Consider the following 15,269-nt stretch of genomic DNA (forward strand, 5'->3'; position numbering starts at 1 on the left):
GCGCAAGACGGCAGCCGAGCTGATGGAGATGGCCCAGGACATGGACCTGGACAACATCTCGCGGCTGCGCAAGCAGGAGCTGATCTTCGCCATGCTCAAGGCGCACGCCAAATCCGGCGAGCGCATCTATGGCGATGGCGTACTCGAGATCCTATCGGACGGTTTCGGATTCCTGCGCTCGAACGAATCCTCCTATATGGCCGGGCCGGACGATATTTACGTCTCGCCGAGCCAGATCCGGCGCTTTTCGCTGCGCACCGGGGACAACATTCGCGGGCGTATTCGGCCGCCGAAAGAGTCTGAGCGTTATTTCGCGCTGCTCAAGGTCGATGACATCAACGAGGATCCGCCCGAGAAGTCCAAGGGCAAGGTTCTGTTCGAAAACCTGACCCCGCTGTTCCCGACCGAGCGGCTGCATATGGAGCTGGGCAACGGCTCCACCGAAGACATTACGGCCCGTACCATCGACCTGGTCGCGCCCTTCGGCAAAGGCCAGCGCGGTCTGATCGTCTCGCCGCCCAAGGCCGGCAAGACGATGATGATGCAAAACATCGCGCAGTCGATTGCTTATAACCACCCGGACTGCCACCTGATCGTGCTGCTCATCGATGAGCGCCCGGAAGAGGTGACCGAAATGGAGCGCTCGGTGCGCGGCGAAGTCGTGTCTTCGACCTTCGACGAGCCGGCCGCACGCCACGTCCAGGTGGCCGATATGGTCATCGAAAAAGCCAAGCGTCTGGTCGAGCACAAGAAGGACGTGGTGGTTCTGTTGGATTCCATTACCCGGCTGGCACGCGCCTACAATACGGTCGCGCCGTCGTCCGGCAAAGTGCTGACCGGTGGTGTCGACGCCAACGCCCTGCAGAAGCCCAAGCGGTTCTTTGGTGCAGCCCGTAACGTCGAGGAAGGCGGCAGCCTGACGATCATGGCCACCGCGCTGATCGAGACTGGCTCCAAGATGGACGAAGTCATCTACGAGGAGTTCAAGGGCACCGGCAATATGGAAGTCCATCTGGATCGCCGTATTGCCGAGAAACGCATCTACCCGGCTATCCATGTCAATCGCTCCGGCACGCGCCGCGAGGAGAAGATGGTGCCGCAGGACGAGCTGCAGCGTATGTGGGTGCTGCGCAAGCTGTTGCACGGCATGGACGATCTGGCCGCCATGGAACTGCTCATCGATCGCATGAAGCAGACCAAGACCAATGCCGAGTTCTTCGAGTCGATGAAGCGCTAGTCGGCACCGACCGGAATCGGCAACAAGAAAAGCGGGCCCCTGGGCCCGCTTTTTTAATGTCCGCTCGATCGTTCCGGAGAAGGACGATGGAAGGGCATCAGCATGTGCCGATTAGTGCTGTGTCGCGCGCTGTTCGAGTGCGCTGCCTACGTTGGAAGCGATCGAGTCGCCGACTGTCTGCCAGCCCTGCGATAGGCTGGAGACCAGCGCCGGATAGCCGTCGCGGGGTAAGGGCGTACGGCGTTTGAAAGTGCGGCTGGCGACGGTGGCGCCCTGCGGCCCGATCAGCGTCCAGCGCCCGGCGACGACGGCGTTGCCGCCGTAGTGGCCGAAAAAACTGTCGATATAGGTGCGTAGTCGATAGCTTGCATTTTGTGCGTTGGCTGGCCGACTTAGGTTCACGCCGGGCAGTTCGGAAGCCAGCACGCCATACAGCGTATCGGTGAGCTGGTCGGTAAGCGGTGCAGCCCAACGATTGTTGTTGGCGACGACGATGCGATGCACCTCGGTCTGGTACACGATGCCGCCCTGGTCGAGATAGGACGCCACCGCCACCGGTGCGATCGCCAGGCTTGGTGCGCCTGGGGTCGAGGTCTTGTCTGGCGCCGACGGCCCATCCTCGAGAACGAACAGCGACGGCGATCCGTCGTCGCCTGTCGTCGCGCAGCCCGAGATCAATAATAGGGCCGCGCTGAGCAGCAGTATCGATGTGGCGCGCATAGAACGATCGGTCATTGATGGGCCTTGGGAACGGGATCCTCACCCTCGGGGCGGCCGAAGATCAGCGAATTGGGATGATCGCGCAGCGTGCGGGTCAGCGGCGCGGCATCGTCGAGTACCTGATTGAGCTTGTCCAGCGTGTGATTGAGCTGTTGGTATCCGCGCGAGCCCTGCTGGAAGTTGTCGAGCGTGCCCTGCAGCCGTTCGAGGGTCTGGTTGATCTCCTCGGGCAGCTCCTGGGTACTGCGCTGGCCGAGCAGGTCGTTGACGTGATGGGTCGACTGGCGCAACTGTTCGAGCGTGTCGTTGGTGGTGTTCACCGTGTCCTTGAGCTGGTTGACGATCGGGGCGACATCGAGATCGTTGAGTTTGTCCATCAGGTTCGATAGTTGCTGCTGGATACTCGTGATCTGGCTCGGCTTGCTCGGGAAGACCGGATACTGGCCGACCTTCTGTAGCGTGACCTCGTCGGCATGATGGTCGAAGTTCAATTCGATCATCATCGAGCCGGTCAGCAGGTTGGAGGATTTGATGGTCGCGCGCAGGCCGTGCTTGAAAAAGCGCCGGTTGTGCATGCGCCATTCTTCATCGCTCCAATGCGCCCAGGCCAGGCTCGGCCGCTGTGGCTCGATCGCAATCAGCACAGGGATCTTGAAATCCGCAAAGCCGTCGAGCTTGAAGTTGTCGCGATAGAAGGGCACTTCTTCGACCGTGCCGACGCGCAGCCCGCGATATTCGACCGGGGCGCCGGCCGACAGGCCGCGGACTGAGTCGTTGAGCAGGACGACGTATTCGATCTTGCGATCGAATCGATCCTGGACGGCAGCATTGCGCGTTTCGTACAGCTCGAACTGGTGGCCATCGGCGACTGTTTGGCCGGCTGCTACATCGTCGGCTAAGCCAAAGGTAATGCCGCCAGCCAGCACGCTTTGCAGTGAGCCGAGCCGGACGTCGAGGCCGTCGGAGCCCAGCTTAAAATCCACGCCGGAGCGCAGCCAGAACTGGGTCGAGGCCGTAATCAGTCTCGAAAATGGCTCACGGACAAAGATGGTGTAGATGGTCTGGCGCTTGTCGACCGAGAATTGGCTGTCCTCGATACGGCCGACGTTCTGGCCCTGATAGACGATCGGGTCGCCGACCGACAGCGTATTATCACCGGAGTTGACCAGTTTGATGGTCACGCCCGGTTGATTGCTCGGCGTCGGCGGCGGGTTGTCCTGGATCTTGAAGCGGCGTTTGTCACTGCCGGTTTTGGCCGGTCGCATTTCCAGATAGGCCCCCGACAGAATGGTATTCAGACCGGTCACGCCTTCTGGCCCGACCCGGGGCTTGACCACCCAAAATTTGGCGTGGTCGCCCAGCAAATCGGTGGTCTCCGGATTCATCTGTACCGTGATCACTGCGCCCTGGTAATCGTCGGCCAGCTCGACCTGGGTCACGTGGCCGACCGTCACGCTGCGGACCTTGAGATCGGTGTGGCCGGCCTCGATGCCTTCGGCGGTGTCGGCATGCAGTACCACGGTCGGCCCACGCGAGGCGAAGTTGTCGTAGACCAGCCAAGCACCGATCAGCAGTGCGGCCAACGGAATCAGCCAGACCGGCGAAATCCGCCAGCGGCCAGTGTCATCGGACAATTCGGCGGTATCGTCGGGCGGGTTATCGCTCATGGGCATGCGACTCATTGGGCCAGAGCAGCCGGGTATCGAAAACGAGGGCGGCGATCATGGTCAAAACCACGACCGACGCAAAAGCGATCGCGCCAGGGCCGGGCTGGATCGATATCAACGAACCGGCCTGTACCAGGGTGGCCAGTACGGCCACCACGAAGACATCGATCATCGACCAGCGGCCGATCTTTTCAGTGACCCGGTACGCCCGGGTATGGGTTAACGATGCGTTCGGACGCTTTTCGCGTGCGGCCATGATACATAGCCAGCCCATAGCGATGATCTTCGAAATCGGCACCACGATACTGGCCAGGAAAATGATTGCCGCGATCGGCCAGTCGCCGGAAGCCGCCAGATGCAGCACGCCGCCGACAATGGTCTGGGGCTCGGTATTGCCCAGCTGTTCAGTGGACAAGACCGGGTAAGTATTGGCTGGAATATAGGCGATCGTGGCCGTGACCAGTAGCGCCCAGGTCCATTGCAGGCGATTGATATGCCGCAGCCGATGATGTTTGCCGCAGCGCGGGCAGGCCGTCGGCGTTGCGGCCACGAACGGGGTGTCGCAGGCACGACAGGCCACCACCGATTGGCGGTGCCCAGGGGCGCCGGCGGTGACCCCCGGGGGCGGCTGGGGTGGAGGCACGAGGCTGTCCCATAGCCGCACCCAATCGATCAGGCGCATGGCCTGGATTAGGGCCAGCGAGTAGCCGCAGAATGCGATGAATGAGGCATGCACCTGGATATCGGCCAGCGAGATGATCTTGATCAGGCTGACCAGTACGCCGACCACGAACACATCGGTCATCATCCACGGTTCCAGAGGCCGTATCCGGCGGGCGATGGCGATCGCCCCGGGCAGGCGCCGGCCCGGTCTCGCGCCGAGACAGAGATAGAGCAGGGCGATCAGATACAGGCCTGGTAGGCCAACGGTCGTGGCCAGCAGCAGAGCCGCCAGAATGCCGTAATCGTCGGCGACCAGGGCGCCGACGGTATCGGCGAAATTCATCGTGTGCCCGACGCCGTGCGAGGAAAAACCTAGAAACGGGAATACAAAGACCAGCGCGAGCAGAATCAGTGCGGCACAGAGCCAAGCCAGAAGCGGCTGGAGGCCCGAGCGCGCCGGCCCGGTCAGATGGTGGTAGCAGCGCGGACAATGGGCGCGTTGGCCGAGAGCCCGGTCTGGCAGTCGCACCAGCCAGTCGCACTCGCCGCATAGCGCCAGTCGCGGCGCAGCCCCGGCTGCCGGGTCGGCCATTTCAGACCGACCCGGCAGCTGGGGCCACATCGCAGGCAGTCGATCGTTTAGCGATTGTCGATATCGACGTAGTCACGCAGGGTGTAGCCGGTATACACCTGACGCGGACGGGCGATACGCATCTTCGGATCGGACATCATTTCGCACCAGTGCGAGGCCCAGCCGACCGTACGCGCGATGGCGAACATCGGCGTGAACATGTTCAGCGGGATACCCAGCGCCTGGTAGATGATGCCGGAGTAGAAATCGACGTTCGGATACAGCTTGCGCTCGACGAAGTAGTCGTCTTCCAGCGCCACCCGTTCGAGCTCCAGGGCCAGTTCGAACAGTTTGTTGTTCTGCATGTTGTAGTGTTCGAGGATCTGGTGGCAGTAGCCCCGAATCACCTTGGCCCGTGGGTCGAAGTTCTTGTAGACACGATGGCCGAAGCCCATCAGCTTGAACGGATCGTCCTTGTCCTTGGCCTTGTCGAGATACTTCGAGACCTGCGAGGCATCGCCGATCTCGGCCAGCATATTGAGCACGGCCTCGTTGGCGCCGCCGTGGGCCGGACCCCAGAGTGCGGCGATACCGGTGGAGATCGCGGCATAGGGGTTGGCACCGGTCGAGCCGGCCATGCGCACGGTCGAGGTCGAGGCGTTCTGCTCGTGATCGGCGTGCAGGATGAACAGCACATCCAGTGCCTTGGCGGCCACCGGATCGACTTCGTATTCCTCGGCCGGTACCGCGAACATCATGCGCAGCAGGTTCGAGGTGTAGTCGAGATGGTTTTTCGGCCCGATCTTGGGCTGGCCGATCGAGTGTTTGTAGGCCGCAGCCGCGATGGTCGGCATCTTGGCGATCATGCGATGGGCGAAGATCTCGCGATGCTCGGGATCCCGGATGTCGGTCTTGTCGTGATAGAACGCCGACAGCGAGCCCACGATGCCGGTCAAGATCGCCATCGGATGGGCATCGTAGTGGAAGCCGTCGTAGAACTTCACCAGCGATTCGTTGAGCATCGTGTGATGCGTGATCGCGTCCCGGAAGTTGTCCATCTCGTCCTTGCCGGGCAGCTCGCCATTGAGCAGCAGGTAGCAGACTTCGAGATAGCTCGACTTGTCGGCCAGTTCCTGAACCGAGTAGCCGCGATACATCAGACGGCCGTTTTCACCGTCGATGAAAGTGATGTCGGAATCACAGCTGCAGGTCGCAGTGAAGGCCGGGTCGTAGGTGAATACGCCTTGCTTCTGGTTCAGGCCACGCACATCGACAGCCGGTGTGCCCAGCGTGCCTTCGACGAGGGGTAGTTCGGCGCTGTTGCTGTCGTCGCCGTTCGTCAGTTTGTATGTCTGGGCCATAGTGGGTCTCCCGAAGGTTGCCGCAAATTCGCCTACTGATCGGTAATGTCGATCGCAGGCTGCGGATAATGCGAAGGGTAGTCGGTGCGTGCTACGCCGGTTTCCTCTGCGGCAGCAGCGACCGCCGGCGGCACGAAATCGATCAGGCGCGGGTCGAAGGGGCTCGGCACGATATAGTCCGGTCCGAACGACATGCGGTCTTTGTCGTGGGCTTCCAGCACGGTGTTGGGTACCGGCCGACGGGCGAGCTCGCCCATGGCGCGGGCGGCGGCGACGCACATCGACATGTTGATGCGTCGCGCGCGCACGTCCAGCGCGCCGCGAAAGATATAAGGGAAGCCCAGCACGTTATTGATCTGGTTCGGATAGTCCGAGCGTCCGGTGGCCATGATCAGGTCGTCGCGCACGGACTTGGCGTCTTCCGGCGTAATTTCCGGATTGGGATTGGACAGCGCGAACACCACTGGCTTGGCCGGCATGGCGCCGATCTGTTCCTTGGAGACCGTGTCCGGCCCGGACAGGCCGATGAATACATCGGCGATCGCCATCACATCATCGAGTGTGCGCATGTCGGTGCTGGTGGCGAACTTGGCCTTGTATTTCGATAGATCGTCGCGGCCGTTGTGGATCACGCCCTTGCTGTCGCACATGAAGATATTGTCGCGGCTCGCACCCATTTCGATCAGCAGATCCATCGATGCGATAGCGGCCGCGCCGGCACCCATGCACACGATCTTGGCCTCGGACAGAGTTTTGTCCTGCAGTTCCAGGGCGTTGATCAGGCCCGCGCCGACGATGATGGCGGTGCCGTGCTGGTCGTCATGAAAGACCGGAATATCGAGCCGCTCGATCAGCGCGTTCTCGATCTCGAAGCAATGCGGGGCGGCGATATCTTCGAGGTTAATGCCGCCGAAGGTCGGGGCGATCCGGGCGACCGTGTCGATCATCGCCTCGGCGGTATCGGCGTCGACTTCGATATCGAATACGTCGATATCGGCGAATTTCTTGAACAGGACGGCCTTGCCTTCCATCACTGGCTTGCTGGCCAATGCCCCGGTATTGCCAAGTCCGAGCACCGCGGTGCCGTTTGAGATCACCGCGACCAGATTGCCCTTGGAAGTATAGCGATAGGCGTCTTCGGGATTATCCCGAATCGCCTTGACCGGTTCGGCCACCCCGGGGGTATAGGCCAAGGACAATTCACCGTAGGTGGTGAACGGTTTAGTCACCGAAATACCCAGCTTCCCCGGCTTGGGGCGGGCGTGGTAATCCAGAGCTTCCTGTTTACGCGAATATTCGGCCATAAAGCCCGCTCGTCCGTCTCAAGCCGTCGTGCGCTGCCCGCGGCATCTGTACAAGGCAAATGACGGTCGAGTATAGACCGCCACCTGCCCGGCGACCAGCCTCGCCGAAGATCGCCTTTAATCCCAGTGAGTTAGGCATTTTCCGGCTCGGTTTCTATGGTTTCGAGCTGGCCGGCGCCGTCGGTCACCACGCTCAGCACGATCGGCTGACAACACACGAAGCAATCTTCGACATAGCGTTGATCGCCGGCCGTAGCATCCACCACCACGGTGATGGTTTCGCCGCAGTAAGGACAGGTTACGCTTGGTTCTTCGATCATGAAATGAGTGTTGTCCTTAGGGGGCTATCGGGGGATCCGGCGTATCGAGTCCGGCCCGCGACAGGGGGCGCAACATATTGAGGCTGTATATTAATCGCGGCTAAACCAGCTCAGCGAGTATCGAATCAAGAAAATACCAGCCGTGCGGGCTCGCACGCACCCCGGTCTTGTCGGCCATGATCAAACCGCGCTCGATCGGCACGGCGAGCGTATCGAGCAGATTCGGCCAGTCCAGACCGGTTCGGGCCTCGTATTCGTCCCGGCGCAGGCCCTGGCGACGACGCAGGCCGTTGAGCAGGGCTTCGAAGCGGGCATCGTCGGCTTCCAGGGACCGAGTCTCGACGATCGCGGCCGGTGTGCCGGCCGACTGCATATAGCCGGCCGGCCAGCGTTGGCGTGCGGTGCGCAGAATCCGGCCATCGCCCTGGGTCTGCTTGCCATGGGCGCCGGCACCTACGCCAAGATAATCGCCAAAGCGCCAGTAGTTGTCATTATGGCGGCAACGATGATCGCGGCCCCAGGCCGAGACCTCATACTGCGTGTAGCCAGCGGCCGTTAGTCGTTCGGAGGCCGCCTCGAACAAATCTGCGATCGTGTCGTCGTCGGGGCGCACTGGGGGGCGACGATAAAACGGGGTTCCTGGCTCCAGGGTGAGCTGATAATAAGAAATATGCCCCGGGTTGCGCTCCAGCAGAGTCTCGATATCGGCCAGGCCAGAGTCCAGATCCTGGCCGGGCAAGCCGAACATCAGGTCGCAGTTGAGCTGGTCTATGCCCGCCGAGCGCACATCGTCGATCGCTGCCAGGGCTTCTTCCGGGCCGTGGATACGACCGAGCGCGGCAAGGCAGCCCGAATCCAGGCTTTGCAGCCCCAGCGAAATGCGATTCACCCCGACTGCGGCCAGGTCGGCGAAGCGGCTGCGTTCGGTCGTACCCGGGTTGGCTTCCAGGGTGATTTCGCAGTCTGCGCTCAGGCCTGGCGAGTCGGCCAGGGTCTCCAGAATGCGTTCGATGGCAGCCGCCGAGAACAGGCTCGGGGTACCGCCGCCGATGAACACGCTGTCGATTGAGCGACGCTCGCCGGCCGCCGCGATCGCCCAGTCGGCGACCAGCGCATCGACATAGGCGGTTTCGGGCAGTGTCGCCGGTGCCCGATGCGAGTTGAAATCGCAGTACGGGCATTTTTTGACGCACCAGGGCAGATGCACATAGGCCGACAGCGGCGTCGCCGTGGCATCGGCCCGGGCGGATCCAGCCTGTGTTGGGGCGTCAGCGACGCTCACGGAGCTCGTCGATGAGCTTGATCATGGCACGGCCGCGATGGCTGATAGCGTTCTTGCGCTCGGCGGGTAGTTCGGCGGCACTGGCATTTTCCTCGGCGACCCAGAATAGCGGGTCATAGCCAAAACCATGCTCGCCGCGCGGGGCCTCAAGAATATGCCCGCGCCAGCTGCCATGGGCCACGATCGGGGCCGGATCGATCGCCGAGCGGGTCGCGACCAGGCAGCAATGGAATGCGGCACCGCGATCGGCTTCGGCTACGTCGCCGAGCTCGTCCAGCAGCTTGGCGTTATTGGCGGCGTCATCGCCGTGGGTGTCGGCATAGCGGGCCGAAAAGATACCGGGCGCGCTGTCCAGGAAATCGACGGCGAGCCCGGAATCGTCGGCGATCGCGGGTAGGCCGGTCGCCGATGCGGCATGCCGGGCCTTGATCAGAGCGTTGTCGACAAACGACATGCCGTCTTCCACGGCATCCTCGACGTCGAACTCGGCCTGGGAGACGAGTTCGATATCCAACTCGGACAAAAGAGCAGCCATTTCGGCCAGCTTGCCGCGATTGGACGAAGCCAGTACCCAGCGTTCACTCATGATCAGGCTCCGGTGAGTGCGTTGCGCTGGATCGCGATCAGTTCGCCGACGCCTTTTTCGGCGTGGCCGAGCAGGGCATCAAGTTCGGAGCGGGCAAACGCATGGCCTTCGGCAGTGCCCTGGACTTCGACGAAGCCGCCGGCTTCGTTCATCACCACATTCATGTCGGTCTCGGCCTGGCTGTCTTCGGCATAGTCCAGATCGAGCACCGGCGCGCCGTCATAGATGCCGACCGACACCGCAGCGATCTGGCCGTGCAGCGGGCTGCTCTTGAGCTTGCCGTTGGCGACCAGACGGTCCATGGCATCGACCAGCGCCACATAGCCGCCGGTGATGGCCGCAGTGCGGGTGCCGCCATCGGCCTGGATCACATCGCAGTCGATGGTCACCGAACGCTGGCCCAGTGCCTTCAAGTCCATGACCGCGCGCAGACTGCGCCCGATCAGGCGTTGGATCTCCACTGTGCGCCCCCCCTGTTTGCCACGGGCGGCTTCGCGGCCGCTACGGGTACCGGTCGCGCCGGGCAGCATGCCGTATTCGGCGGTCAGCCAGCCGGAGTCCGAGCCACGCAGCCACGGCGGCACGCGATCGTCGACGCTGGCCGTACAGATCACGCGGGTATCACCGAACGACACCAGTACCGATCCGGCGGCATGCTTGGTGAAATGGCGCTGGATGGTCACGTCGCGGAGCTGGTCGGCGGTGCGGCCGCTGGGTCGTTTGCTCAAGTTCGCCTCATGCAATGGCTGGCAGATAGCCCGCTAGTGTATCAGCGGCCGGCCAGGCGCATGTTTTCAGCGTTCGCTCGATCGACCGGTCGCTACCGGTTCGGCGGCCGGTGCAGAGGCGCCGACGCCGACATGGTCCAAGGCCGCGTTCGGCAGCCAGCTATGCGATACTGCGCGCCCACTGAAGCGGCCGGCCGCGGCCGCCAATCGATTGAGGCCCGCGTATGACCCGCAGCATGACTGGATTTGCACGCAGCCAGAGCCAGGGCGAGTGGGGCGAGCTCGTCTGGGAGTTGCGTAGCGTCAATCATCGTTATCTCGATGTCTCGCCGCGCCTGCCGGAGGCGCTGCGCGCGTTGGAGCCGGCCATTCGTGAAAAGGTGGGGGGCTATGTCGGCCGTGGCAAGCTCGAGGTCACCGCCCGGCTGTCGACGGCCAAGCCCGACCAGACCATCGAGATCGATACCGAGCGCTTGGCTGCGTTGTCGGAAGCCATCGATACGGTGCGCTCGACGGTAATCGATTGTCGCTCGCCGGATGCTTTGCGTCTGCTGACGTTTCCCGGGGTGCAGCACGACGCGGAGCCGGATACCGAAGCGCTACAGGCGGCCGCCTTGGCCTCGTTGGACGAAGCGCTGGCTGCGCTGCGCGAAATGCGGGCGGCGGAAGGCGAGCGGCTCGCCGAAATGCTCCAGTCCCGCGCCGTGGCGATCAGCGAACACGCCGAGGCCGTACGCAGCCGGATTCCGCAGGTGCGGGCCGAGCAAGCCGACAAACTGCGCGGCCGCCTGGCCGAGCTGGATGTCGATGCCGATCCGGCGCGTCTCGAGACCGAATTGGTCATGGCGGCCCAGCGCATGGACGTAGCCGAAGAACTCGATCGGCTCGATGCCCACGTCAAGGCGCTGCATGAGGCCCTGGGTAAGAGCGAGCCCATCGGCCGGCGGCTGGATTTTTTGATGCAGGAATTCAATCGCGAGGCCAACACGCTCGGATCCAAATCGGCCGATGCCGAGGTGACCGCCCATGCCGTGGAAATGAAGGTGCTCATCGAGCAGATGCGCGAACAGGTTCAGAACATCGAGTGATGACAGCGATCGAACAAGACCAGCGAGCCGGCCGCCTGTATGTGATTTCGGCGCCCTCCGGCGGCGGCAAGACCAGTTTGACCCGAGCGGTTATCGATCGGCTTGGCGAAAGCGGCCGGACGGCACGTTTTTCCGTGTCCTATACCACCCGAGCCGCACGCCCGGGCGAGACCGAGGGGCGGGATTATCATTTCGTCTCCTGGGACGAGTTCGAGGCCATGATCGAACGCGGCGAATTCCTCGAATATGCCCGCGTGTTCGATCGCTACTACGGCACCTCGGCCGGGGAAACCGAGCGCTGGCTGGCGGCCGGCCAGGATGTCGTGCTGGACATCGACTGGCAGGGCGCAGCCCAGGTGCGCGACCGCGCGCCCGAGGCGATCACGATCTTCATCCGGCCGCCCTCGCGCGAGGAGCTAGAGCGCCGACTGCGGGCTCGCGGCTCAGAAGACGAGACCGCCATCGCCCGCCGTCTGGCCGAGGCTGATGACGAATTGGCGCATGCCGACGACTACGACTACCAGATCGTCAACGACTGTTTCGAGCATGCCCTCGACGAGCTGACGTCGATCTTCGAACGTACGGCGTAAAATACTGGTCGGCAGTACGCCGACACGCTACAATGCACGATTGCGCTCGATTTGCGAGGTACCCATGGCGCGCGTAACTGTTGAAGATTGTCTCGATCACGTCGAGAACAAGTTCGAACTGGCGACGATCGCATCCAAGCGAGCCCGGCAGCTCGCGCGCGGTGCGCATTCGGAGCTCGAATGGGAAAACGACAAGCCTGCCGTGCTCGCGCTGCGCGAGATCGCCGAAGGCTTGGTCTCCCGCGACGTTCTGAAAGAGCCGGAGTTGCCGCCGGTATCAGCCAGCATGGAAGCACCCAAGCCGGCCGAGCCGACTGAAGAAGACTTCCAAGTCGGCGAGAAACAGGCTGCGGCCAAGAAAGCCGCGGACTCCGGGGAATAATCCCGGCGCCCGGCACGGGATACCGTGCCGGGCCATGCGTTCGACGCCAAAGCTTGCCGGAAAGGCCTGTTAGAAAAGCTCGCCAGAGTCGAACGTTCGAAGTAATCTAGGGCCATGGAACTGAATGGCCTGACCCGTATCCAGAGCAAGATCCGGACGTCGCGTATTTCGCGCGAGTACGGCATCGATGCGCTTGCCGAGCATCTCGAGTCGTATATGTCGGCCGAGCAGATCGGCCAAGTACGTGCGGCCTACGAATACGGCGCCGACCAACACCGCGGCCAGTTCCGCAAGACCGGCGAACCCTATATTTATCATCCGCTGGCGGTTGCCCGCATTCTGGCCAATATGCGCCTGGATGCGACCACGCTGATGGCGGCGATCCTGCACGATGTGATCGAGGATACCGACGCTGCGCGCGACGAAGTTGCCCAGCGTTTCGGCTCGGAAGTCGCGGCCCTGGTCGACGGTGTATCCAAGCTCGACAAGGCCCAGTTCCGTAGCCGCGAGCAGGCCACCGCCGAGAGCTTTCGCAAGCTGATGCTGGCCATGACGCACGATATCCGTGTGATCCTGGTCAAGCTTGCCGACCGTCTGCACAACATGCGCACGCTGGGCGGCATGAATCCGAAAAAGCGCGCCCAGATCGCCCGCGAGACGCTGGATATCTATGCGCCGATCGCGCGCCGGCTTGGTATCAACACGATTCGCGAGGAGCTGGAAGAAAAAGGCTTCGCCAATCTGTATCCGCGTCGCTACGAGGTATTGCGCCGGGCCAGTCGCTCGATCACCGGCGACCGTCGTACCCTGCTGCGCGAGATCGAAGAAACTCTGTCGCGGGCGCTGGCCGCCGAGGGGCTGTCGGCGGTGGTTCGAGGCCGGCGCAAGAATCTGTACAGCATCTATCGCAAGATGCGCGAAAAGCATCGTCGTTTTCTCGACGTGCTGGATCTGTACGGGGTGCGCATCATCGTCGACACGGTCGATGAATGCTATCGCAGCCTGGGCATCGTGCATCACCGCTATCGCCCGATCTCGGAGTTGTTCAACGACTTCATTGCCAATCCCAAGCTCAATGGCTATCAGTCGCTGCACACCACGTTGATGGCCCGCGGCGGGATCAAGTTCGAGGTTCAGATCCGCACCCGCGAGATGGACCAGATCGCCGAATCCGGGATCGCCGCGCACTGGCAGTACAAGCTCGGCGAATCGGTCGGCAAGCTCGGCAATCTGGATGCCGAGGCCTGGCTCGGCCATCTGGCCGAAATGGAAGAGGGCGAGCGCGATTCGCTGGCGTTCGTCGACAACCTGCGCATGGACTTGTTCCCCGACGAAGTCTATGTGTTCACGCCCAAGGGTCAGATCATCCAGCTCGCCAAGGGCGCGACCTGCGTGGATTTCGCCTATGCCGTGCATACCGAGCTCGGCAACCGCTGTGTGGCGGCCCGGGTCGATGGCCATCTGGCACCGCTGAACAACCAGCTCGAATCCGGTCAGACGGTCGAGATCATCACCGCCAAGCATGCTCGCCCAAACGCGGCTTGGCTGCATTTCCTGAAGACCGGCAAGGCCCGCTCGGGCGTGCGCAACTATCTGAAGAATCAGCGCGACGACAAGGCGCGCGAGCTCGGCGAACGGCTGCTGGAAAAAGCGCTCGCCGATCTGGGGCTGTCGCTGCGACGGTTGTCGCGTACCGATATCGACCGTGGCCTGGCCGAGATGGGCGAGGCCAGCCTGCCGGCCCTGTATTCGGCGATCGGCCTCGGTCGTCGGCTGGCACCGCTGGTCGCCCGGCACTTTTTGGCCAGCGATGCCCCGGTGGCGGCTGGCAAGCGGGCCAAGCCTTTGGCCGTACAGGGTACCGAAGGCCTGGTGGTGGAATTCGCCAAATGCTGCCACCCGGTACCGGGTGATGCGATCCACGGCCAGGCCAGTGTCGGCCGTGGGTTGGTAGTGCACCGCACTGGCTGTGCCTATTCCTCGCGCAAGCGCGCCTCCAACGACCGGGTCGAGCTCACCTGGGCCGATAACGTGTCGGGCGAGTACGACGTCGAGCTGCGGGTGACCGCGGCCAACGAACGTGGGCTGCTGGCCAATATTTCGTCGCGTATCTCGGATGCCGGCTGCAGTATCGAGAACGTGAATTTCCCGGAGCGGGGCAATTCGCTGGTCACGATCCGGTTTTTGATCGGGGTCCGCGATCGTCACCACCTGGCCAGCGTGATCCGTCGTATCCGCCGGATTCCACAGGTCGAGAAGGTCGAGCGCAGCTGATTGCGCGGCGGTCCGGCGGGGCGCTGGGCGGCAGCGGAGTGCTGTGCAAAAATACAGCCTCTTTTTATCAGCGGAGTGTTGCCATGCCCTCGAGCCACCAGATCATCAGCACCGAAGCCGCGCCGTCGGCGATCGGCCCCTACTCGCAGGCGGTCCGGCACGGCGATACCGTCTATATCTCCGGCCAGATCCCGCTCGATCCAGCGACGGGCGAACTGGTCGACGGCGACTTCCGGGCTCAGGTCGAGCGGGTGTTCGATAATCTGGTGGCAGTAGCCGAGGCTGCCGATGCCAGCCTGGCCAATGCGGTGCGCATCGGCCTGTATCTGACCGATATGAGCCAGTTCGGCATCGTCAACGAGGTCATGGAAGCCAAGTTCGATGCCCCGTATCCGGCCCGGGCGGCGATCGGCGTGGCCTCGCTGCCCAAGGGCGCTGCGGTCGAGGCCGACGCTATCCTGGCCGTCGAGTAATCGCGACAGGCTCACTGTGGCCG

General features: G+C 62.8%; 15 protein-coding genes. 6 read left to right on the forward strand and 9 right to left on the reverse strand.

All coding sequences use genetic code 11. The features are described from left to right. Positions 1-22 precede the first annotated feature (22 nt). Positions 23-1,237 (forward strand): transcription termination factor Rho, encoded by a 1,215-nt coding sequence (rho, locus tag V5738_RS04260; RefSeq protein WP_423824238.1) that lies wholly within the window; start codon positions 23-25, stop codon positions 1,235-1,237. 111 nt (positions 1,238-1,348) lie between these two features. Here rho and V5738_RS04265 read toward each other — a convergent pair whose 3' ends face one another. From V5738_RS04265 to rph, 9 genes are all read right to left on the reverse strand, one after another. Then, entirely contained in the window at positions 1,349-1,972 is a 624-nt protein-coding gene (locus V5738_RS04265; RefSeq protein ID WP_423823165.1) for a PqiC family protein, read from the reverse strand. Continuing rightward, a complete protein-coding gene (gene pqiB, locus V5738_RS04270; RefSeq protein ID WP_423823166.1) occupies positions 1,969-3,624 on the reverse strand; it encodes an intermembrane transport protein PqiB in 1,656 nt (551 codons plus the stop codon). Before pqiB ends, V5738_RS04265 begins: the two co-directional genes overlap by 4 nt. Next, positions 3,614-4,879 carry a PqiA/YebS family transporter subunit gene (locus V5738_RS04275; protein ID WP_423823167.1) on the reverse strand — a complete coding sequence of 422 codons (1,266 nt, stop codon included), beginning with the start codon at positions 4,877-4,879 and terminating at the stop codon, positions 3,614-3,616. The genes pqiB and V5738_RS04275 overlap by 11 nt, the downstream gene beginning before the upstream one ends. 47 nt (positions 4,880-4,926) lie before the next feature. After that, a complete protein-coding gene (locus V5738_RS04280) occupies positions 4,927-6,219 on the reverse strand; it encodes a citrate synthase (RefSeq protein ID WP_423823168.1) in 1,293 nt (430 codons plus the stop codon). Between the two features lie 32 nt (positions 6,220-6,251). Continuing rightward, on the reverse strand, positions 6,252-7,523 hold the full coding sequence (locus tag V5738_RS04285; RefSeq protein WP_423823169.1) for a malic enzyme-like NAD(P)-binding protein: 1,272 nt from the start codon (positions 7,521-7,523) through the stop codon (positions 6,252-6,254). 131 nt (positions 7,524-7,654) lie between these two features. Next, on the reverse strand, positions 7,655-7,843 hold the full coding sequence (locus V5738_RS04290) for a CPXCG motif-containing cysteine-rich protein (protein ID WP_423823170.1): 189 nt from the start codon (positions 7,841-7,843) through the stop codon (positions 7,655-7,657). Between the two features lie 100 nt (positions 7,844-7,943). Then, entirely contained in the window at positions 7,944-9,125 is a 1,182-nt protein-coding gene (gene hemW, locus V5738_RS04295) for a radical SAM family heme chaperone HemW (protein WP_423823171.1), read from the reverse strand. Further along, entirely contained in the window at positions 9,112-9,711 is a 600-nt protein-coding gene (gene rdgB, locus V5738_RS04300; protein WP_423823172.1) for an RdgB/HAM1 family non-canonical purine NTP pyrophosphatase, read from the reverse strand. Before rdgB ends, hemW begins: the two co-directional genes overlap by 14 nt. Before the next feature lie 2 nt (positions 9,712-9,713). Further along, positions 9,714-10,439: a ribonuclease PH gene (gene rph, locus V5738_RS04305; RefSeq protein ID WP_423823173.1), complete on the reverse strand. Its 726-nt coding sequence runs from the start codon at positions 10,437-10,439 to the stop codon at positions 9,714-9,716. A 224-nt stretch (positions 10,440-10,663) separates the two neighbouring features. On the opposite strand from rph, the gene V5738_RS04310 reads away from it, so the two are divergent. The 5 genes from V5738_RS04310 to V5738_RS04330 all read left to right on the forward strand — a co-directional run bounded on the left by V5738_RS04310 (position 10,664) and on the right by V5738_RS04330 (position 15,246). After that, entirely contained in the window at positions 10,664-11,527 is an 864-nt protein-coding gene (locus V5738_RS04310) for a YicC/YloC family endoribonuclease (RefSeq protein ID WP_423823174.1), read from the forward strand. Beyond that, positions 11,527-12,117: a guanylate kinase gene (gene gmk, locus V5738_RS04315; RefSeq protein WP_423823175.1), complete on the forward strand. Its 591-nt coding sequence runs from the start codon at positions 11,527-11,529 to the stop codon at positions 12,115-12,117. Before V5738_RS04310 ends, gmk begins: the two co-directional genes overlap by 1 nt. A 64-nt stretch (positions 12,118-12,181) precedes the next feature. After that, a complete protein-coding gene (gene rpoZ, locus V5738_RS04320) occupies positions 12,182-12,499 on the forward strand; it encodes a DNA-directed RNA polymerase subunit omega (protein ID WP_423823176.1) in 318 nt (105 codons plus the stop codon). A 114-nt stretch (positions 12,500-12,613) separates the two neighbouring features. Next, positions 12,614-14,773 (forward strand): RelA/SpoT family protein, encoded by a 2,160-nt coding sequence (locus tag V5738_RS04325; RefSeq protein WP_423823177.1) that lies wholly within the window; start codon positions 12,614-12,616, stop codon positions 14,771-14,773. Positions 14,774-14,856: 83 nt separating this feature from the next. After that, positions 14,857-15,246, forward strand: coding sequence for a Rid family detoxifying hydrolase (locus V5738_RS04330; RefSeq protein WP_423823178.1), 390 nt, complete (start codon positions 14,857-14,859; stop codon positions 15,244-15,246). The last annotated feature ends 23 nt before the right edge of the window (positions 15,247-15,269 follow it).

It is taken from the genome of Salinisphaera sp. SPP-AMP-43 (assembly GCF_049568105.1).
In the GTDB taxonomy this organism is placed as follows: Bacteria; Pseudomonadota; Gammaproteobacteria; order Nevskiales; family Salinisphaeraceae; genus Salinisphaera.

Excerpts from the sequence above, each read along its gene's own strand:
- rho (WP_423824238.1), top strand. The coding sequence starts at position 23 with ATGGAGATGGCCCAGGACATGGACCTGGACAACATCTCGCGGCTGCGC.
- V5738_RS04265 (WP_423823165.1), bottom strand. The coding sequence starts at position 1,972 with ATGACCGATCGTTCTATGCGCGCCACATCGATACTGCTGCTCAGCGCG.
- pqiB (WP_423823166.1), bottom strand. The coding sequence starts at position 3,624 with ATGAGCGATAACCCGCCCGACGATACCGCCGAATTGTCCGATGACACT.
- V5738_RS04275 (WP_423823167.1), bottom strand. The coding sequence starts at position 4,879 with ATGGCCGACCCGGCAGCCGGGGCTGCGCCGCGACTGGCGCTATGCGGC.
- V5738_RS04280 (WP_423823168.1), bottom strand. The coding sequence starts at position 6,219 with ATGGCCCAGACATACAAACTGACGAACGGCGACGACAGCAACAGCGCC.
- V5738_RS04285 (WP_423823169.1), bottom strand. The coding sequence starts at position 7,523 with ATGGCCGAATATTCGCGTAAACAGGAAGCTCTGGATTACCACGCCCGC.
- V5738_RS04290 (WP_423823170.1), bottom strand. The coding sequence starts at position 7,843 with ATGATCGAAGAACCAAGCGTAACCTGTCCTTACTGCGGCGAAACCATC.
- rdgB (WP_423823172.1), bottom strand. The coding sequence starts at position 9,711 with ATGAGTGAACGCTGGGTACTGGCTTCGTCCAATCGCGGCAAGCTGGCC.
- V5738_RS04310 (WP_423823174.1), top strand. The coding sequence starts at position 10,664 with ATGACCCGCAGCATGACTGGATTTGCACGCAGCCAGAGCCAGGGCGAG.
- gmk (WP_423823175.1), top strand. The coding sequence starts at position 11,527 with ATGACAGCGATCGAACAAGACCAGCGAGCCGGCCGCCTGTATGTGATT.
- rpoZ (WP_423823176.1), top strand. The coding sequence starts at position 12,182 with ATGGCGCGCGTAACTGTTGAAGATTGTCTCGATCACGTCGAGAACAAG.
- V5738_RS04325 (WP_423823177.1), top strand. The coding sequence starts at position 12,614 with ATGGAACTGAATGGCCTGACCCGTATCCAGAGCAAGATCCGGACGTCG.
- V5738_RS04330 (WP_423823178.1), top strand. The coding sequence starts at position 14,857 with ATGCCCTCGAGCCACCAGATCATCAGCACCGAAGCCGCGCCGTCGGCG.